This window comes from Eubacterium limosum, assembly GCF_000807675.2.
In the GTDB taxonomy this organism is placed as follows: Bacteria; Bacillota; Clostridia; order Eubacteriales; family Eubacteriaceae; genus Eubacterium; species Eubacterium limosum.
On the sequence record NZ_CP019962.1, the window covers coordinates 1,742,280 to 1,762,353 of the forward strand.

Annotated in this window: 18 protein-coding genes; 12 read left to right on the top strand and 6 right to left on the bottom strand. The window is 45.0% G+C overall.

The window, feature by feature from the left end:
• Positions 1 to 268 precede the first annotated feature (268 nt).
• Positions 269 to 1,915, top strand: coding sequence for a BCCT family transporter (locus tag B2M23_RS07995; RefSeq protein ID WP_052237327.1), 1,647 nt, complete (start codon positions 269 to 271; stop codon positions 1,913 to 1,915).
• A gap of 21 nt (positions 1,916 to 1,936) precedes the next feature.
• Complete coding sequence (locus B2M23_RS08000) at positions 1,937 to 3,340, top strand: trimethylamine methyltransferase family protein (protein ID WP_038352951.1); 1,404 nt, start codon at positions 1,937 to 1,939, stop codon at positions 3,338 to 3,340.
• A gap of 172 nt (positions 3,341 to 3,512) precedes the next feature.
• Here B2M23_RS08000 and B2M23_RS08005 read toward each other — a convergent pair whose 3' ends face one another.
• Positions 3,513 to 3,908 carry a 4Fe-4S binding protein gene (locus B2M23_RS08005; protein ID WP_038352950.1) on the bottom strand — a complete coding sequence of 132 codons (396 nt, stop codon included), beginning with the start codon at positions 3,906 to 3,908 and terminating at the stop codon, positions 3,513 to 3,515.
• Positions 3,909 to 4,544: 636 nt separating this feature from the next.
• Between B2M23_RS08005 and B2M23_RS08010 the strand changes: the two genes are divergently transcribed.
• The 8 genes from B2M23_RS08010 (at position 4,545) to B2M23_RS08045 (ending at position 11,637) form a co-directional block, all read left to right on the top strand.
• Positions 4,545 to 5,759: an NAD/NADP octopine/nopaline dehydrogenase family protein gene (locus tag B2M23_RS08010; protein WP_013381947.1), complete on the top strand. Its 1,215-nt coding sequence runs from the start codon at positions 4,545 to 4,547 to the stop codon at positions 5,757 to 5,759.
• A 170-nt stretch (positions 5,760 to 5,929) separates the two neighbouring features.
• Positions 5,930 to 6,781, top strand: a complete 852-nt coding sequence (gene panB / locus B2M23_RS08015) for a 3-methyl-2-oxobutanoate hydroxymethyltransferase (protein ID WP_038352949.1) — start codon at positions 5,930 to 5,932, stop codon at positions 6,779 to 6,781.
• A gap of 38 nt (positions 6,782 to 6,819) precedes the next feature.
• Entirely contained in the window at positions 6,820 to 7,446 is a 627-nt protein-coding gene (locus B2M23_RS08020; protein WP_038352948.1) for a cobalamin B12-binding domain-containing protein, read from the top strand.
• Positions 7,447 to 7,579: 133 nt separating this feature from the next.
• Positions 7,580 to 8,872 carry an aconitase X gene (locus B2M23_RS08025; protein WP_038352947.1) on the top strand — a complete coding sequence of 431 codons (1,293 nt, stop codon included), beginning with the start codon at positions 7,580 to 7,582 and terminating at the stop codon, positions 8,870 to 8,872.
• Positions 8,857 to 9,285 carry an aconitase X swivel domain-containing protein gene (locus tag B2M23_RS08030; RefSeq protein WP_038352946.1) on the top strand — a complete coding sequence of 143 codons (429 nt, stop codon included), beginning with the start codon at positions 8,857 to 8,859 and terminating at the stop codon, positions 9,283 to 9,285. The genes B2M23_RS08025 and B2M23_RS08030 overlap by 16 nt, the downstream gene beginning before the upstream one ends.
• Positions 9,278 to 10,066, top strand: coding sequence for an aspartate/glutamate racemase family protein (locus tag B2M23_RS08035; RefSeq protein WP_038352945.1), 789 nt, complete (start codon positions 9,278 to 9,280; stop codon positions 10,064 to 10,066). Before B2M23_RS08030 ends, B2M23_RS08035 begins: the two co-directional genes overlap by 8 nt.
• Complete coding sequence (locus B2M23_RS08040; RefSeq protein ID WP_242945896.1) at positions 10,053 to 10,970, top strand: DMT family transporter; 918 nt, start codon at positions 10,053 to 10,055, stop codon at positions 10,968 to 10,970. Before B2M23_RS08035 ends, B2M23_RS08040 begins: the two co-directional genes overlap by 14 nt.
• A 28-nt stretch (positions 10,971 to 10,998) precedes the next feature.
• Complete coding sequence (locus tag B2M23_RS08045) at positions 10,999 to 11,637, top strand: 5-methyltetrahydrofolate--homocysteine methyltransferase (RefSeq protein WP_038352944.1); 639 nt, start codon at positions 10,999 to 11,001, stop codon at positions 11,635 to 11,637.
• 91 nt (positions 11,638 to 11,728) lie between these two features.
• Here B2M23_RS08045 and B2M23_RS08050 read toward each other — a convergent pair whose 3' ends face one another.
• Positions 11,729 to 12,373 (bottom strand): vWA domain-containing protein, encoded by a 645-nt coding sequence (locus tag B2M23_RS08050; RefSeq protein WP_038352943.1) that lies wholly within the window; start codon positions 12,371 to 12,373, stop codon positions 11,729 to 11,731.
• Positions 12,374 to 12,458: 85 nt separating this feature from the next.
• Between B2M23_RS08050 and B2M23_RS08055 the strand changes: the two genes are divergently transcribed.
• The gene (locus B2M23_RS08055) at positions 12,459 to 13,046 is read left to right on the top strand and encodes a hypothetical protein (protein ID WP_052237326.1); all 588 of its coding nucleotides are present in this window, start codon (positions 12,459 to 12,461) and stop codon (positions 13,044 to 13,046) included.
• 11 nt (positions 13,047 to 13,057) lie between these two features.
• On the opposite strand, the gene B2M23_RS08060 is transcribed toward B2M23_RS08055, so the two are convergent.
• From B2M23_RS08060 to B2M23_RS08075, 4 genes are all read right to left on the bottom strand, one after another.
• Positions 13,058 to 14,320: a helix-turn-helix domain-containing protein gene (locus B2M23_RS08060; protein ID WP_038352942.1), complete on the bottom strand. Its 1,263-nt coding sequence runs from the start codon at positions 14,318 to 14,320 to the stop codon at positions 13,058 to 13,060.
• 304 nt (positions 14,321 to 14,624) lie between these two features.
• On the bottom strand, positions 14,625 to 16,082 hold the full coding sequence (gene mtpB, locus B2M23_RS08065; RefSeq protein WP_038352941.1) for a proline betaine:corrinoid methyltransferase: 1,458 nt from the start codon (positions 16,080 to 16,082) through the stop codon (positions 14,625 to 14,627).
• Between the two features lie 149 nt (positions 16,083 to 16,231).
• Positions 16,232 to 16,852: a cobalamin B12-binding domain-containing protein gene (locus B2M23_RS08070; protein WP_038352940.1), complete on the bottom strand. Its 621-nt coding sequence runs from the start codon at positions 16,850 to 16,852 to the stop codon at positions 16,232 to 16,234.
• Between the two features lie 41 nt (positions 16,853 to 16,893).
• Entirely contained in the window at positions 16,894 to 17,937 is a 1,044-nt protein-coding gene (locus tag B2M23_RS08075; protein WP_038352939.1) for an ornithine cyclodeaminase family protein, read from the bottom strand.
• 547 nt (positions 17,938 to 18,484) lie between these two features.
• Between B2M23_RS08075 and B2M23_RS08080 the strand changes: the two genes are divergently transcribed.
• Positions 18,485 to 19,987, top strand: coding sequence for a trimethylamine methyltransferase family protein (locus B2M23_RS08080; RefSeq protein ID WP_081571146.1), 1,503 nt, complete (start codon positions 18,485 to 18,487; stop codon positions 19,985 to 19,987).
• Positions 19,988 to 20,074: the final 87 nt, after the last annotated feature.

Consider the following 20,074-nt stretch of genomic DNA (forward strand, 5'->3'; position numbering starts at 1 on the left):
CTGCAAAATAATTATGCTGGCAAAAATATTTTGCAATTCTGGTTTCTTTACAGATTAAGGGACTTTTAAGATATTAAAAACTAGATGAGTGCATAATAAATATGCAGTGCGTTTAAAGAAACGGCTGAAAACGGCTGTTTTAAGCCGTTTTTATTTTGGCATTGATCTTGCTTTATATAAAATTGCGATTCATTTTGCTGAAGCTTACTGCTGAAGGGGGGACACGAAGCAGTAACGCAGATGAAAATTTTGTAAGAGGAGAGAAAAAATGAACGAAAAGAAAAAAGTGAGTTGGTTGAAGCAGATTGACTGGTGGGTAGCCCTTCCAGCGCTTTCCATTTTGGCAGCTCTGATGGCCTGGGCATTGATTGATCCAACAGGAATGGGCAATTCGATTACTGTAATTTTCAATTTTCTGACCGATGGATTCGGCTGGGTTTACCTGATGCTTGGTCTTCTGTTCCTGGGCTTTTGCCTCTGGCTGGCCTTTGGTCCTTACCGAAATGTAAAGCTTGGGAAGGATGATGAAAAACCACAGCATTCCTTCTTCTCATGGTTTGCCATGATCATTGCCTGCGGTTACGGCGTTGGACTGGTATTCTGGGGGGCTGCAGAGCCGTTGAGTTTTCTGCAGACACCGCCGATGGGCATGGAGCCTTACACGGCAGAATCTGCTGTAAGAGCGCTGGCACAGGCGTTCTTCCATTGGGGCTGGATTCCATGGGCCATCTATATGGTCGTTGGAGTGACCATGGGCTACTTTATTTTTAGAAAGGGAATGCCGCCATTTTTCAGCCGTGTGCTGGAGCCTATCTTTGGCGATAAGGTAAAAACCAAAGGCTTCCGTATTCTTGATGGTTTTCTGGTATTCGGTGTTGTCGGCGGTGTTACTACAGCTACAGGGCTTGGTATCCTTCAGCTGGCATCTGGTCTGTTCTCGCTTTTCGGAATTCCGGAAAACAATCTGACCTATATTATCATTGCCATTGCGTGGGCTGCACTGTTTACCACAAGCGCTGTCAGTGGGATTGACAAGGGAATTAAGATTCTCAGTAATCTCAACATTCCACTCTGCATCCTGGTCTGTGTGGTCGTCTTTATTGTCGGGCCAACCGCCTTTATTTTGAATACCATGAGCAGTTCCCTTGGCGACATGCTTGGCAACTTCTTCCCAATGGCTTTATGGACAGACAGCATTGACAAGACAGGCTTTGCTCAGGGCTGGACCATTTTCTACTGGGCATGGTGGATCGCTTCTGCGCCGTCAACCGGCCTCTTTGTAGCGGACATCTCACGCGGCCGTACCCTGAAGGAAATTGTACTGGTCCATCTGGGTGCAGCGCCGATCGCTACCTGGCTATGGTTCGCAACCTTTGGCGGAACCGCTATTTTCCAGGAAATGTTCCAGAATTTAGGATTGGTTGCTTCCATGAATGAGATGGGAACGCAGTCCGTCGTCTTTACTATGCTGTCGCATCTGCCCCTCGGTCAGATTTTGGCAGTGCTGTTCCTGATTTTGATCTTCCTGTTCCTGGCAACAACCGTTGACTCTTTCTCATACGTTTGCGCTCAGGTATCAACCAAGGAAGATCAGAATCCTAAAATGCCTTCAAAACCATTGAGAGCAGTCTGGGCCATCGCCATCGCGGCATTAGCCATTACAATGATTTTAGTTGGTAAAGGACAGATCCAGAGCTTGCAGCTGTCATCGGTTGTGGCCTCCATTGTCATTATGGTGGTAATGGTTCTGATGATTATCTCGATGTTTAAATCACTTAAGCAGGAAGAACTGGAAGGAACCATTGACCTTGCCCGTTTGAACAGCAGACAACACATTTTAGAAGAAAAACAAAAAGCAAGCGAGATGAAAAAAGCTCAGCGCACTGCCAAAAAAGAAAAAACAGAAAATATTTAATGGATTAGGTGGAATGAGAAAATGAGATTAAAGTTTAATTTTGCAGAAAAGGAAGAACTCGATAAAATTCATGAAGCGACGCTGGATGTTTTAAAAAATGTCGGTGTGAATTTTCATGAAGAAGAGGCCCTTCAAATTTTCAGGGAGCATGGCGCCAGGGTAAGCGGCAATACCGTTTTTATCGAAGCGGACATGCTTGAAACTGCCCTGTCGACCGCCCCTGCTCAGTTCGAGTGGAAAGGGCGGGAGAGAAGCGTTGTCATCGGCGGCGGAGACAGTGTGTCGGTTCCTTGCTATGGGCCTATATACCGTCTGAAAAAAGGAAAAATTGAGGATATTGTGCTTCAGGACTTCGTGGATGTGACAAAGCTGCACGAAAGCAGCAGCGTATTGGACACCGGAAACCCAAATGTGATGGAACCAGTGGCGATACCAAAGGAAATCCGGCGCAGCTATCAGATGGCAACCGCTCTAAAATATCATACCAAACCGGTCATGGGAATGGTTGATGGTAAGAAGGCTGCTGAGATGAGCATCCGGATGGCTCAGGATTTTTATGATGTACATGACCAGACGCCGGTTGTCGCGGGGCTGATCAATGTGATGTCTCCCCTGGGGATCAGCACGGCCATGTGCGAAGCGTTGATTGCCTATGCGAGAGCTGGACAGCCTGTAGTGGTTGCGGAAGGCGGCTTCCCGGGCGTTACGCTGCCGCCGAGCATTGCCGGAACACTGGTATCCAACAATGCCGGTGTACTGGCCGGTATTACCCTGGCACAGCTTGTAAATCCTGGAACACCAGTTGTTTACGGACTCCCTGCCGTAAGCGGCGACCTGAAGGTAATCTCCATGGCAATCGGCGGTGCCGAAACGCCTTTGTTTGTTTATTATGCCAAGGAAATCGCCAATTACTATCATCTGCCAGTGCGGGCCGGCGGCGGACTCACAGACGCCAAAGCGGTTGATTACCAGGCTGGTAAAGAAACCGCGCTAAACCTCTTTGCAACCTATGGCGCAGGCATTGACTTTATCATTCACGCCTGCGGTATCCTGGATACCTACAATACCATCAGCTTTGAAAAGCTGGTACTGGACGAAGAAGCAGCTTTGAGCATCAAGCGTCAGTTTAAGGGCTTTGTGGTGGATGACAAGCATATGATGGTTGAAGAAATTGCCAAGGCCGGTCCAGGGGGAAGCTACATTAACAAACGGACACCAAAGATTTACCGAGAAGAATTCATGCTTCCTAAACTGGCGAACCGGGAAACGACACAAAACTGGCTGAAAGACGGCGCAAAGAGCGTTGAGTCTCTGGCCGCCGAAATGGTAGAAGAACGAATCGGTAATTACAAACTCCCTGAATTAGCCGATTTCCAGAAAAAAATATTAGAAAAATACATTCCGCAAGAGTGGAATGCAGACTAAAAACTTGTTTGCCTAAACGATGCTAGAAATGATTGACTCCCTCAATTTACTAGTGTAAAGAAGACCGCGCACCCACGGTCTTCTTTTTTGTATGCGCCCATATAAAAAACGCTGCTTTCCCTAAAAGAAAACAGCGTTTTAATTGATCGAATTTGAAATTTTTTAGAAGTTCTTAGCTTTCGACAACTTCAAGGATGTCCATTGGGCATGCTTTGGCACAGATGCCGCAGGCAATACATTTGGATGGGCTGTCTTTGTCTTCAGCTTTGACAATAAGGCCGAAAGGACAAACCTCAACGCATTTACCACAGTTTGTACAAAGCTTTTTGTTGATCATGTAAACACCCTTAGGATTCTGAGAGATCGCGCCGGCTTCGCAGTTTTTAGCGCATTTGCCGCACTGTACACAGACCTTGGTTTTTAAGTCGCCATTGTCTTTTACATCAACTTTAATACAGGATAAATCATGACCATAGGCTCTGTCTTTATAGAAAGCGGTTGAGCAAGCCCATTCACAGGCCAGACAATTCATACAGAGTGACTGATCGGTTACTTTAAGTTTTTTCATAATGATGATACTCCTTCTCTCGGACCTTTGAGCTTGCAGCCTACAAAGAATCCGTTCCCCAATATTTGTTCTACCTTAATTCTAACGAGAATGATTTCAATTGTCAACAACAAATCATTCCATATTTTGGAGTATTTTTTGGATGAATCGGGCAGGCTTGTCCCCAAAAGAGGGCTAAATTTTACTCTATCGTATAAAACAGAATGGAATGATAGGGAAGCCTTAGAATTTTTAATAAAAACAGCGCCGTTTTTTGTACTTTTTATCGGAAGATAAGCCTTCTTTTTTGGTCAATTTTCAAAAGATGATAAGTGGTGCAAAAAAATATGCATATGCAAAAACCGATTACACATTTTTGGAAAAGGCTTAAAATCGCCATAAAATAACGGTTTTTTTAGAAAATGAGCTTGATTCCTTCAAAAAGAGCAAAAAAATTTGCAGTTTAAATTTTTGGTAAAAATCCTTTTGACTGATGAGGAACTCCAGAAAATGGCTTTAACAGGCTTTTTACAAAAAAAGTGATCATCTTTCCAGGTGCTTTTAAATTTGGCACGCATATTGCGTTATATAATGGCATCACACAAATTAAAAAAGTAAAAGAAAATCCAAAGGAACAAAAAAAGGAGAATGAAAACAATGGCAGATATGAGTTATTTAAAAGACAAACCAATCGCGGTATTGGGCGCAGGCGGTGTTGGTAAAGCAATCGCAGGGGACTGTGCTTTAGGCGGCGCAAAAGTAAGAATTTGCGACATGGAACCCTTCGCACAGAAAACATTGATGAATGTTGACAAAGTTGGGATCAAATTCTACGGTGAACAGTGTAACCTCTACGGTTTCGAACGTGAAGGCTTTGCTAAAATGGACAAAGTAACAACAGACGTAGCAGAAGCTGTTAAAGGCGCAGGTATCATCGTTGTTGCAACACCGACCTTCGGTCACAAACCATTCTTTGAAAAATTAATCCCATGTCTGGAAGACGGACAGGTTATCCACATCTTCCCAGATAACTATGGTTCTTTAATCTTACGCAAAATGATGCGTGAAGCTGGCTGCACAGCAAAAGTTATCATCGGCGGCTGGTCTTCCTCTACATACGGCAGTCGTGTTGATATGCCTGGTGGTGTTATCACACACAAAATCAGAGTATACTACCGTGCGATCACCCTGCGTGGTGCTGCAATGCCGGCAACAGATACAGAAGCTTTCATCGAAAGCTCCAAATATTTACCATCTATGGACGCTGTAACCAACGGCGACGGCGCAGTAGCAGGTGATACTGTATTAGATACTGGTTTCTCTAACGTTAACCCTGTACTTCACTGCCCAGGCGCAATCCTCGGTGTATCCACAATGGAAAACTTCGGAACCATCTTCGGCGAAGACAAATATAAATTCTCGATCTACTCTCACGCATACTGTCCATCCATTTCTCAGGTTCAGTACACTTTCTATGAAGAAGAATGTACCTTAGCTGAAAAACTGGGCGTTGGCATTCAGCCATACGAAAAAGAACACTTCTTCTCACGTGAAAATGTTCTTGGCCAGGAATACATGGGACTGGATTACTTAATTCCATTCGACAAACAGGATCCAATCCAGTACGGCACCGGCCCCTTCGACATGAACAACCGCTATATCACTGAAGATATTCCAGTTGGCTGCTATGTATACCAGCAGTTAGGTGATGTCTTAGGCGTAGAAACACCCGTTGTTGACTCTATGATTAACCTGGCTAACGCTATCCACGGCAGAGACTTAACCGAAAACGGCTATACTTTAGAATACCTGGGTATTGACGGCATGTCGGTTGAAGAATTAAATACCTACTTAAGAACAGGCGAAAAATAAATTTCCTCATTAAATTTACATCATAAATAAACCTTATTTAGAATACCGGACAGCTCCGGCTGTCCGCCCCCCTCTTGTTTTTGAAAATAAATAAAAAGAAATGTTATATACCGGAAAATTTTGAGAGCTTTGGGAAATATGTGAGACTCAAAAAATAAAAGGAGACTATCGTGAAAAGAAGTATTATCGATTTTAGAAGAATGGCCGCTGAAGGCGAAAAAATTGTTTATTTGACAGGCTATGATTATCTGACTGCTAAATATGAAGAACGTGCAGGCGTCGACATGATTTTGGTAGGGGACTCTCTGGGTATGGTTACCCTGGGACATGAAACCACCTACCCTGTAACCATGGATGATATGATCGCACACTGTTCTGCTGTAAGACGCGGCGCACCGAATACTTTTATTGTTGGGGACATGCCTTACATGTCTTACCAGATTTCGGATGAAGAAGCTGTTTTCAATGCTGGCCGCTTCACCAAGGAATCTCTGGTAGACGCCATCAAATTAGAAGGCGGCACCGACTCTGTATGTGAAAGAATCAAAGCCATTGCGGATGTTGGTATTTTAGTCATGGGCCATATTGGCCTGACACCTCAATTTGCAGCTCAGATGGGCGGCTATAAAGCTCAGGGCAAGAGCGCAGACGCTGCCATCGAACTGGTTAAGCAGGCCATGAAGATTGAAGAAGCCGGCGCGGCCTTTATCTTGGTTGAAGGTGTTCCGGCAGTTGTTGGAAAAGCCATTACTGAAAAATTAAGCATTCCTGTACTGGGGATCGGCGCTGGCTCCTACACAGATGGTCAGCTGTTGATTTACGCAGATATGGTAGGCTACTATGATGACTTCACACCGAAATTCGTTAAGAAATATGCCGATGTTGGCGGTGAATTGTTAAAAGGCTTTACAGCATACTGCGAAGAAGTCAGAAGTGGTGCTTTCCCGGATGACTCCAAACACGCCTATGTTATCGCTGATGAAGAAGCAGCTGAACTCGAAAAATTATTAAAAGAAATCTAAATCATTGGGAAATTGATTGAGAAAAATAGGAGAAAATTATGAGTACTTTAGCAAATCTTGGGGAACTGGTTGTAGCCGGTAACGAGAGTGGCGTTGTAGAAGCAGTCAACGCCATGGTTGCTGACAAAGCAGATCCAGTTGCGATTATCAACGAAGGATTATTAAGCGGCATGAACATCGTCGGCGAAAAATTTAAAAACGGCGAAATGTTTGTTCCAGAAGTATTAATGGCAGCTCGTGCCATGAACGCGGGTATGGCCATTGTTAAACCATTGATCGCGGATACCGATCTTCCGACACTTGGCACCATTGTTATCGGAACCGTTAAGGGTGACCTCCATGACATTGGTAAAAACCTGGTTGTGATGATGTTAGAAAGCGCTGGCTTCAAAATTGTTGACCTTGGCGTCGATGCTAAACCAGATGACTTTATCAATGCTGCAAAAGAAAACAATGCGGATATCGTCGCAATGTCTGCCATGCTGACAACCACCATGACGGTTATGGAAGAGGTTATCAACGGCTGCAAAGATGCCGGTGTGGATGCCTGCTACCTGGTAGGCGGCGCTCCATTAACCCCTGTGTTCAGCGAAAAAATCGGCGCGACCTACGCTGCCGAAGCTTCCCAGGCCGTAGAAACCGCTAAACAGATGGTTACCGCTTAAGAAAAAACTGATTCGTTATATACCCTTCTAAAAATATATAATAGCCCTTTGGATCGTTGGTCACAATCCAGAGGGCTTTTTAGCAAGTAAATAAGAAAGGCATTCTGTCATAGAATGAGGGATAGAAAAGGAAATGGTCAAGCTGACCGAATATGAACAGGAAATGCTTTCGGGCGTCCACGGAGCGCTCAAACAGCAGGCGATAAAAAAAGTGGTGGAATACGCCAATGTACTGGGCGCGGAGGAGCTGTGTGAAGTGACAATGGCCCATGTCTTCTGCGGCGCGCATGATTATCTGAGCGCTGCCGGAAGTGACGATATTGAGGAAACTATCGCTCAGATGCAGTTTTGTACCGATGAGAAGTTGCCAAAGGATCACTATGTGTGCTACTGCCAGTCCGACTGCGGGCCCATGGACAGCACCCGTTATGCCGAGATGGGTGTGAGCAGTGCAGAAGGTGAAAAGAACCAGGAATATCTGGATTATTACAGAGACCGCGGCGTCAATATGGTCGGAACCTGTGTCCCGTATATGTGTGGCTTTATACCGCTTCGGGGGGAGCACTATGTCAGCAGTGAATCTCATGCGGTAACGCTGATGAACTCGCTGTGGGGTGCCTGCGGCAATTCAGACGGACTCGAAGCAGGGTTCTGGGCAGCAGCCTGCGGACGTACGCCAAAATGGGGAAACCACATTATGGAAAACCGCAAGGGTACCCATGTTTTCAATGTAAAGTGTCGAATAAAATCAAGCATGGATTGGGATCTTTTAGGTTATTCCATTGGCAGAAAGCTTCCAACACATGCGATTCCTGTCGTTAACGGACTCCAGGATCGTCCGAGTATTTTTAATGTAAAATACTTTTTTGCGGCCATGGCAACCACTGCGGGCCCTGAAATGTGTCATCTTGTGGGCATTTCACCGGAAGCGGTAACGCTTGACATGGCTTTGGGTGGAAATAAACCTCAGGCTGTTATCGAAATTACCGACAAAGATTTGAAAGAATCCTGTGCGATTCTGAATGGATATAAAACAGGAAGATCTCCCATCGACTATATCAGCCTGGGATGCCCGCATTACAGTATTGAAGAGCTTCGCAACATTGCAGGACTTTTAGAAGGAAAGAAAGTTGCAGATCACACAGTTCTGCATGTCTGGACAGCACCGCCGATCAAGGAAACAGCAGACCGGTGCGGCTACACCAAAATCATTGAAGACTCCGGCGCCATTATGCTGACCAGTAGTTGCCCGCTGACTAGTGGAAAAATGCCTGAGGGGGCCAGAAATATTGGGTTTGACTCGGCTAAACAGGCGCACTATATTGCGCCGGGTACTGAAGCAGATGTCTTTTACGGAAGCCTCGAGGACTGCCTTGAGAGCGCAGTCAGCGGATACTGGGAGGTTAAGGAATGGGAAGAAAAATAAAAGGTCGCGGCGCTGTTGGCGGAATCGCCAAAGGGTTTGCCATGGTAAGCGAGGAGACGATTCAGGGCTGGTCGGGCATTGATGAAGAAACCGGCTTGATTATGGAAATCGGTCACCCCTTTGAGGGCAAAAGTATCATCGGTTCGATTTTAATCATATCAGGCGGAAAAGGTTCAAATGGCTGGTCTTGTCATTTCCATGCAGCTAAAATGAGTGGTAAGGCGCCGGCAGGAATGGTTTTCCCGAAGATTGATTCACGAACCGGTGTGGCCGCAGTGGTGACCGGCGTACCAACCGTAACCGATCTGGAAGAAAATGTCTTTGAACTGGTAAAAACAGGCGACTATGTATTGGTAAACGGTGACGAAGGCTACATTGAGATTTTAGAATCAGGAGAAGAAGCAAATGGATGAAATTGTACGCAATTATGGTTATCTGGGCGATAAGGAAGACCTGGATCAGCATTTTTATGTGACAAAGGGACAATGGGTCGCAGGGTATACGGTTGGAATCATGCTGCTGGACGTCCACTATCCGTTGCTTCCCGGAAATGTGGTCAATGCCAGCACCTACAGCTATCCGGTACGGCATGCCTGGGTACCGGGCGCTGACCAGAACAGAATGCACAGCGGAGATAAAAGCCTTTTGCCAGAGCTGATTAAAACAGCCAGACAGCTGGAGCTGGAAGGCTGCCGCGCCATCTGCGGCGCATGCGGCTATTTTGGGCATTTTCAGAAAAAGGTGGCTGAGGCACTGGATATTCCAGTTTACCTATCCAGCGTGATTCAGGCGTCATGGATTGCGGCAGGGCTTAAAAGCAGCCAGAAAATTGGTGTTTTATGCGCGGATGGCAAGAATCTGACCAGAGAATTATTTGCAGAATGCAGCGTTTCGGAAGAAATCTTCAACCGGTGCGTGATTAAATCCGCGGGAAAGCTTCCAGAGTTCTCGGCCTTTATGGAGCGCCGCGGCCATTTTGACAATGCCGCTGTCCGTGAGGAACTCAAAGGGCTGGTTCGGGAAATTTTAGATGAGAATGAAAATGTTGGCGCCATTCTTTTGGAATGCAGTGATATGCCGCCTTATTCTGCGGCAATTCAGGCGGAGTTTAACCTGCCGGTATTTGATTTTATCACAATGATCAACTTTGTGCACAATGCGGTTGCCCAAAAGCCTTATTATGGCTTTATGTAAAAATGGAAGTGATGCTGGTATGTCTCTGGGAATAATCGCGTCGATTGCTGCGGCCTTCAGCTGCGGTGGGATTCTAGTGCTAACAAAATGGATGATGAACACAGGAATGACCTCTGTGGAGGTTCTGTTTTACCGTTTCCTGTTTGTGTTTATTATTACAGGGGTATGGTTTATCATAAAAAAACAAAACTGCCGGATTACCTTCAGACAGCTGGTAACACTGGTGCTGCTGACTGTGGCGGGCTATGGCGGGTCAACCTTTCTGCTGGCCACCTCCTTTAACTTCCTGCCCATGGGGCTGGCCACCATGCTTTACTTTACCTATCCACTGTTTGTGCTGGTTATCATGACCATGCTTTTCAAAGAAAAATTGACACGAGTAAAAGCCGTTTCATTGTCGTTAGCCATTCTCGGAATCTTTTGCCTGATGAATTTCAGTCTGGAGCTTTTTAATCTTGGCAGTGTGCTGGCCATTGGATCGGGTCTGGCTTACGCCATCTATCTGGTGGGAATACAGAAGAGCAGTGTCAAGTCGCTGGATAATCTGGTCATTGTTTTTTACCTTTCAGGATTTAGCTGTATTTTCTTTTTTGTACAGGGGATCCTTGCAGGTACGCCGCAGTTTTTGGCAGTTGATGTTCCGCAGCTTTTAATGGGAACCTGCATTGGAGCAGTGACTGTCTTTGTGCTTGGGGCTGTTGCCTACTCGATCAAATGCATCGGTTCGACAAAAACCTCATTGATCATTTCTTTTGAAGCTGTGGTGTCCCTGATCCTGGGAATTTTAATTTTTGGCGATCCGTACAACATGAATACCTGGATCGGCTCCATACTGATGACCCTGTCTGTCATTTTCATTACCCGAGAAAACACAGAGGAGGCATTGGTCGCAGCTGAAAAATGAGTTATAATAGAGAGCAGGAGGTGTGAAAATGGAAAAGGTTTATCATATTCCTATCCGGATGGAGCGGGATATTGTGTTCAAACGGATGCATATTTATGAAACGCAGCCGAATTATGATGAGTTTTTGACAGCCTACAACGAGCTGGCAGAGGAGATCCCAAAGCTGGTGGACGCCAGAGGGATTTATGTCCTGAAAAAAGCTGATAACCGTGAGCCGATGCACAAGGGACTTTGCGAGGTCAGCCATTTTGTATACGTGATGGTCACTCTGGGCGCTGGAATCAGTGAGCGCTGTACCGCTTACTTTGCCGAAAAGGATTATCTGAAGGGATTGATGATTGACTCCATTGCCGACCAGCTGCTCTTCAATCTATCGGATGATTTTTATCCGGTTATCCGCGAGGATGTTTTCGAGAAGCAGGGCTATGCGCTGACTGTCCGTTACCAGCCAGACGACTATATTATTCCCATTCAGAATCAGAAGGTTATTCTGGAGGAAGCAGACGGCAGTAACCTGTTAAATGTCTCTGTAACAGAGGGCTTTATGTACAATCCCTTGAAAACCATGGGCTATGTATACGGCGCCGATAAAAATATACAGATCGCAGAAAAGGATCATGACTGCAGCCTGTGCTCAAATTACGGTTGTGAGTTCAGATCTGCGTGAGGTTGAAAGACGATCGATGAGGAAAAAACGGTATACGCTGTTTTAACGTATACCGTTAAAACGAATGAAAAGCCCGAAATTCGGGCTTTTTTCAATTTGATCTATTTTTTTCAGAAAAGGACTGATTGCTCTCAATGTCATTTTTGCAGGAGGGAGTAGCTCTGAGAGTCGAAACCATATCGCAGGCGCATTCCATCATTTTGCAAACGCCTGTGCTGTCGGCTTCATAGGAAAAAGCCCGGTCAGATTGTATGCCGATGGTCTCTGCGACACTTGTCACATCAATGTTCGCGCCGAAGAATAAAAATTCCCAGCTGTATTTTTCCTGCTGATGCCGGATCATATCCTGAACTTGCTGATGTGTGTATTTTTTACTGGCGTTTTCGTAGCCGTCGGTGGTAATGACGACAATCACCTTGGTGGGTCGATCGGACTCAGGCGTTTCGGCAAGACGCAGGCCTGTGTCGGTCACTGCCCGTCCCACAGCGTCATAGAGGGCTGTACAGCCTCGGACAAAGTACTGTTGGTCTGTGAGTACGGCGTTTTTAGGGCAGACGCTCTGATAAAGACACTCGTATTCATGATCAAAAAGAACGGCAGTTACACGAAGCTCGCCGGCCTTTTCGGCCTGCGCTTTTAAAAATTGATTATAACCGCCAATGGTGTCGGCCTCCAGCCCTGCCATTGAGCCGCTTCGGTCCAGTATAAAAACGATCTCTGTTAAATTTGGATTCATGATGACGTCTCCTTTCTTTTTATGATATGATAATAACATCTTTGAAAGAAAAATGGTCGCCTGAAGGGCGACATCGGAGGTTATGATGCTGTCACAGAAATTTTTATCCGAACTCAGAAAATTTGTTAAAAAAGAACAGAGGCAGGCCGTCGATGAATCTGCCAGAAAAAAGCAAAGAGACTCCGCGGCAGTGTGTGCGCGCAATGTAGAGGCAAAAGCCTTGAAGATTTTTGGAAAGAGCCGAGACTATCAAGAGGACGTGTGCCTGAGCCGGGGGACTTTGGTCGCTTCAGAGGAAAGCCTGGACAGCTACATTGTGCTGAACCGGGGACCGGGTTTTACAGGCCTTCTCTTTGAAATGATTGATGCCCGGGGGCTTTCAGACAAGGCGGTCTACCATAAAGCAGGCATTGACCGCCGGTTGTTTTCAAAAATAAGGAGCGACCCGGAATACCATCCGTCAAAGGCCACGGTCATCGCTCTGGGCATTGCGCTGGAAGCCGATCTGCCCGAGATGGAAGCTCTTTTGTGCGAAGCCGGTTATGCTCTTTCCGGCAGCGAAACCTTTGACTTAATCATCCGCTACTGTGTGGAGCAGTGCGTCTTTGACCTGGACGAAATCAATGAGGCGCTGGACAGCTTTCAATTAAAGCCACTCGGAGGAGTGGCTTAGAAATTTCTTTTTTATTTTTTTCCGGACCGGTATTTCTTTGGGGTAATACCGGTTATTTTTTTAAAAACCTTTGTGAAATAGCTCTGATCCTCATAGCCGACGAAAAGAGCGACCTCGACAATGCTCATTTTGGTGTTCTGCAAGAGCTCCTTGCTCCGGTTGATTCGAATTTCGTTGAGATACTGTGTGAAGCTGATGCCTGTTTCTTCTTTAAACAGCTTAGACAGGTAGGAGTCCGAAACATGCAGGTAGTCCGCCAGCTTTTGGAGTGTGATTTTATTCATGTAATTGGCTCTTGTGTGCTCAATGGCCTGGTTGATCAGGTAAGAGTCTCCGGAGTAGATATTGTTAAAAATATTTTTTGTGAAATGGTCAATAATTTTAACGGTCCATGAACTCAGAACCTGAATGCTGTCAATTTTATTGAGCTCAGTAATCAGGTCAAGATTCAGGCCGAAGATTTTTTCAAGCGAGGCGCCGCCCTCCACCGAAGCGCGGGAGAGAATGGTGACAAGCTCTAGAATCCTGGCCTTGATGACCTCAAGGTTGCCGCCCTCAATCAGCAGAATTTCATTGACTAAAAACTTGAGGGTTACCTGGGCGCCCTCGTGATCGCCCTCCTTCACCTGCCGCACCAGCTCCTGCTCTTTTTCATAGGGATAAACCAGTGGGATATTGTTCTTTTTATGCTCGTGGATACGCTCTCCAATTTCAGATTGATCGTGGTATTCAGAGCTTAGCTTTTCATAGGCTTCTGTATTGGGGTACAGGCTCAGGATAGCCGCGTTTAAGAGTTTGGCTAAATGATTTACCTGGGAAGGGGTGAAGATCTTCATATTTCGGATAAAGAGCGTGGTGTTGTAGAGCACCTCAGGTGAGGCTTGGTGGATGGTGAACATGTCCCGGATGGTGCTCTCCTCAATGGTTCCCATGGCAATGGGGCCGGCAATGACAGAACCGGCAAACTGCTGGTCGTCGAGGATAGCGATGGCAATGTTGACAAAGCCTGAGGGACAGACAAAAATATAGGGCTCTCCAAGCCGGTGTGCCCAGGTTGCGGCAAAGTGCAGTGCGTTTGGACAGAGACTGGATTCTGTCTCGGACTGGTTGAAGTATCGGCAGATTTTTTTATCCTCAAAGTAGGTGCCCAGCGGATGGGTGTTCTGGTCATATAAGGTTACCGGAACATCTGTCGCATAATAAAATGAGGTGAGAATGTCTTCAATGGCCTCGAGGTTCAACTGGTGGTCATCTTTAAAAATAGTTGCTTTCATAGAATTATCAGCCTTCCTGTCCTTTCTGCATTTGTTATTTATTATTATATCATATTTTAAAAATATCTACAAAAGTTTTGTTGGAATATACCATAAAAATCCTTTAAAATGCCAAAATATATCAAAAAATTTATAAAATTAAAAAAATAATTTTATATTTATTACAAAATTATAAGCGGATTAAAAACAGGACGATTATAAGGAATTCGTAAATTTATTTCCTAAAGTTCAACTACAAAAATAAAACCGGTATGCTTGCTGGGGCTGCATACCGGCTTTGAAAAGAGGGATTTCTCTGAGGCTTTTAGAATTTTTCAGATTCAGGTAAAAATTTGTTTAAAATTTGTTTCTGAGTTTGTGTTAAATCGGGCAGAATGTAATTTTCAACTCTTTCTTCAATTTCCTTTGCCGCCCGTTCGCGGATATCACCAATTTTGTCAGCGATAGGCTGGGGATCTCCGGCGGCGCGGTTAAAGAGCTTGGTCAGGTAGTGCTCCTGACGGTAGTCTTTTGGTGTCCTGCCGGACAGATAATTACCAAGCGGTCCGGCTTTTTTGATTTCATCAAAAACCTTTTCGGCCTTTGTATCGCTGATATCAATACCGCGGTTCAGTCTCAGAAGAATTCGATTAACTTCTTCGTCCATCACGAATTTTTCATAGCTTCCGAGGGCATAGGACTGGAGGATGCCCGCATGGTGCAGGATAAAGTCTGCTTTGCCCAGGTAGGTTGTCATAAGGTTCATAAAGGTTTCCACCCCGGCCTGGTAATCGGGCTTCATGGAGTCTGTTCCAGCAACGCCGGTGCGCACTGGTATCTGGTAATAGCGTGCCAGGGCCAGGGAAGACATTTGGATCAGCTGAGCCTCCGGTGCGCCGATGGCGAGAGCTACCTCACGCATATCTGTGGCGCTCGAGACAGAGCCATAAATAACAGGCACACCTGGATTGATGAGCTGAGTCAGTACGATACCGGACAGAATGGTCGCGTTGTTCTGGATTACAGTTCCGAGCAGCGCTGCCGGGGCAGTCATGTTTGTCATGGAACAGGTGATAATGGTTACAGGCTGTCCTTCTTCGCATAAGCCGATAATGTTATCCAGCACCTCGTAGGAGTAACCAAGGGGTGAGAGCGCGCACGCATTGGTCAGGAGAACTGGTTTATCCCAGATATCGTAGAACTCTTTGTAAAGATTCGCAATACCGCGGGCGGCTTTCTTGAGACTTTTGCCGCGGGTGTTCAGGCTGTTGGCCACATTGCCATAGGTTGGCTTTTTTGAATATTTCAGGCACATGGAGACCTGAGGCAGGTAAAAGTCATCCTGATCTTTGTCAAGGTCAGGGGTATCGAAAGCAGCATTGTTGACAAAATCAGTCACATCGCTGGTGTCCATGAGTTTCAGAAATTTAATCATGTCCGCCATCTGGGCCACACGGTAGGTATCATCCTCAAACAGGAACTTGGAAGGACCATAGCAGCCAACTGTTTTTGGACGGAAGGGTTCACCAATTGATGTTTCACCGCTGCTTGTATGAACAGTGAAGGTTTTGGGAACCGTCTCCAGTGCTGCGTTTAATAAGGATTCATCGATTTTAACAATACTTCCTTCAACCGTTGCTCCGTGTTTTTTGAAAATATCCAATGCTTCTTCGCAATTGAAGGAGACACCCACTTCTTTTAAAACTTTCAGGGTGTATTCATGCAGAAGTTCAACATCGCGGGTAGAGACATAATTTTCATAAAATTTTCGATTAATATACATTATTGGATTCCTCCGATATTTTTTGAATTATGGATGCAACGGTATCCAAAGGCAGTCGCATCAATGGCCCACTCTTTTTTGAAAGAGGAAGAAAGAGTGGGCAGGTTCTTTATTTTAAAAATTTGTCAAAATAGTTTGTTTTTAAGTTTTTAAACCAATGCTTTGGCTTTTTCGGCTGCAGTTGACGCATCAGCGGTGTAGATGGCGCTGATCTTTTCAGCGTAGGCTGGTGTTACTGGTGCGCCGCCGATCATATACTTGGCATCAATGCCTGCGTCCTTACAGGTTTTGATAATTTCATCCATGTAAGTCATGGTCGTTGTCAGCATGGCGGACATGGCCACAATATCCGCATTGTTTTCTTTAGCGGCTTCAACGAAGGCTTCCTTTTTAGCGTCAACACCAAGATTAACTACTTTGAATCCAGCACTTTCAAGCATCATAACCACCAGGTTTTTCCCAATGTCATGGAGATCGCCTTTGACAGTGCCGATGACAACTGTACCAAGGGAGGTAACATCACCTTCGGCCAGAAGCGGCTTAACAATGTCCATGCCAGCGTTCATGGCGCGGGCAGCCATTAAAACCTCAGGAACAAACATTTCGCCGTTTGCAAACTTTTCACCGACAACATTCATACCGGTCAACAGACCATCATTGATGATTTCAAGAGGTGATGCATTGCCAGATAAAGCGGCATTAACTTCATTGACAACGCCGTTTTCGTTTCCGCTTACAACATAATCGCTGATCATTGCATAGTTACTCATAATTTTATCCTCACTTTTTTTAATTTTATATAAGAATGCTTTTACAGGGCAAGCTTTTGGCCAATGCCCTTTTCAAGGGCGATATCGAATATTGCGCGGGCAACTGTCATATCACAGACAGACATCCCAATGTTACTGCAGACAATCAGTTCATCCTTGGAAGTTCGGCCTTCAGCTAAGCCAGCGAGAATCTCGCCGGTCTGGCAGTAAACCTTCGGGAGCCCCTTATCTGACGGGAAGTAGCCCATCTCTGCAAACAGCTCGTGCTCTTCTTTGCTGTCGACAATGTATTTATCGGCGCGGTACTGTGTCTTAAGGTCAAAGAAGGTGTTCATGTCACAGGGCACAATGGTCTGTCCGGCTGAGATCCATTCGTCCTTAACAACGCACAGAGGATCTTTCAGGATGATGGTGGCCGAACTCATGACCTCGCATTTTTCAGCGATTTCCTGAGGCGAAGCCGCCTTGACGATTTCAACATCAATTTCGGGCTGGACAATTTTAATCAGGTTATCCGCAGCTGCTTCCACGACATCATATACATAAATTTTTTTCAGGTTTTTAAGTGTTTTCGTGACATAACGCACATGCTCAATCCCCTGTACACCACAGCCGAACATACCAAAGTTTTCAGCATCTGGATGAAGGGCAGCAGCAGCTAAGACTGTAACAGCCGGTGTTCGCATGGCGGTAATCCAGGCACTGTCCATCACTGCGACAGGGACACCAGAAAGCACATCATTTAATACCAAAAGGCCAGTTGTCTGTGGAAGATTGTACTTCTTTGGATTGTTTGGGTAGCATTCGATCCATTTACACCCAATGGCTCTCTGCTCTGGAACATAGGCTGGCATTGCATGGAAAAAGACTTCTGTCCATGGATGAACGCCAATTTTTGCGGGCATCTCAAATTCTTTTTTTCCATGGGAGATCAACGTTTTCTTGGTGATTTCCAGAATATCGTCGCGTGTGAGGCCGATATTCTCACATTCTGGTTTTGTCAGATAAATAATTTCTTTGCCAATATCCAGTTTCTTCGAAATGTTTTCTCTGTCTTGTTCAAAATAAGCGTGATCAAAATTCATATATATTCCCTCCAAAAGTTAATAGATTAAAAAAGTTTATGTTTGCTGGATAAGAGACGCAATACTTGTGCCAAAATTTCTGGTTTTCGTAAAAATAAAGTGTCTTAAACTTTGATTACATATATATAACCAAGAAAAAGTACTTTCGGAAAAGCATTAAGAAAAAAATCGGAGAGTGCGCGGGTCAAAAAAAGCGTCTTAAAACCGGACGTTTTTTTGACAAATAATAACAATTTTTACATTTTTTGACAAAATGAAAAGGCTTATTAAAAAGTTTTCGTTATTTTTTTAACATTTTTAGCGGGTGTAAAAAATGTCAAAATAATTTTTACATTTTTTGACAAATTTGACGTTTTTTATTCAAATGAATTAATACGTTTTCAATAGAAATTCTTTCTTAATAAAATGGAATAAAATTTTACGACAGGAAGGAGACTTTTGTATATATAAGGTTGGAAAATCACAAATACCAGTTAAAACTACCACTTTTTTAAAATGTTTTACGAATATGGCACAGGTCTTGCGTTAATATCACCCCAAAAGGTTTATGTTAAAAACGATCGCATTTGTTGATCAAGAGAAAAAGGAGAAAACGATGGATAACTTATGCAACTACACAAGTAGACAACAATTAGGTATTGAAGTTTTTAACGATGATCAATGCGCAATGATTCATCAGGCAATTTTAGAGGTATTAAAAGAGGTCGGCGTTGATGTCTATAATGACAAGGCACTGGAAATTCTTAAGAAAGCAGGGGCCTTCGTCGATGGCAGACGCGTTCGTTTCCCTGCTGCGATGGTTGAAAGCGCTATTCAGTCCGCGCCTTCCCAGGTAACACTCTACTCTCAGGATATGGAATCCAAGATGATCCTTGGCGGCAAGCGTTTTTATTACGGACCTGGACCAACCGTTATCAATACACTGGATCCATACACCGGTGAGCGGAAAATTCCTCATTATGAAGATACCTGCAAGGCCGTGAAGGTAATGGATGCTCTTCCAAACATTGACTATCTGATGGACTTTGGGACCATTGATGGTGTCGAAACCAGCGTTTTAGATGTCTACTGCTTTAAGGCAATGTTTGAAAACTCTCCGAAGCCGATTTTACACTGGGCTTATAACCGTGACAATGTTCAGGCAATGATCGATATGGGCGCAAAAGTGCGCGGCAGCTATGAAGAGCTTGAAAAATATCCGTTTTTCGCAGTTTATTCTGAGCCGATCACCCCGCTGATCCACGAAAACGAAGGTTTGGATGTCATGATGACCATGGCAGAGCATGGACTGCCGGCTGTCTACACCTCTGCTGCTCAGGCAGGTATGACTGCTCCGGTTACACTGGCAGGTACTATGGTTGTCGAACTGGCCGAATCCCTGTCCGGTCTGGTAATCAACCAGCTGATTAAAGAGGGTGCGCCTTATATTATGGGCGGCGTCTGTACCTGTGTGGACATGTCCTCAATGCAGATTACTTACAGCTCGCCGGAATTCAACCTGCTGCAGGGTGGACTGAGCAAGATGTCCCAGTTTTATAACCTTCCGGTATTCACAACAGCCGGCTGCTCAGACTCCAAATGTCTTGACCAGCAGCACGGCATTGACCAGGCTACAAGCATCCTGATGTCCGCACTCTATGGCGGTAATTTAATCCATGATGTCGGATACATGGAATCGGGTCTGCTAACCTCTATGGAAGCCCTTGTCATCGCAAACGAAATTATTGGACAGACCAAGCAGATCATCCGCGGTATTGAAGTAACAGACGAGTCTCTGGCTGTCAATATTATCAAGAATGTAGGACCTGGCGGAAACTTCTTGGCCGAACGCCAGACATTTGAAAAGTTCAAAACCGAATGGTGGCTTCCACAGTTATTTAACCGAAAAGTATATACCAACTGGGAAGCAGACGGAAAACCAGAGCTTAAAGACCTGGCCAATGCAAAAGTCAGAGATATTCTCGAAAACCATCAGCCTAAAACCATCCCGGCAGACGTCAGCAAGGACTGCGACGATATACTGAAAGCTTTAATCGATAAATACAATTAAGAATGTGTATATCTTGAATTAAGGCAGATGACAGTCTGCCTTAATTCCTCTATAATGTTCCTTGTGGCATAGAATGAATTATGAAAG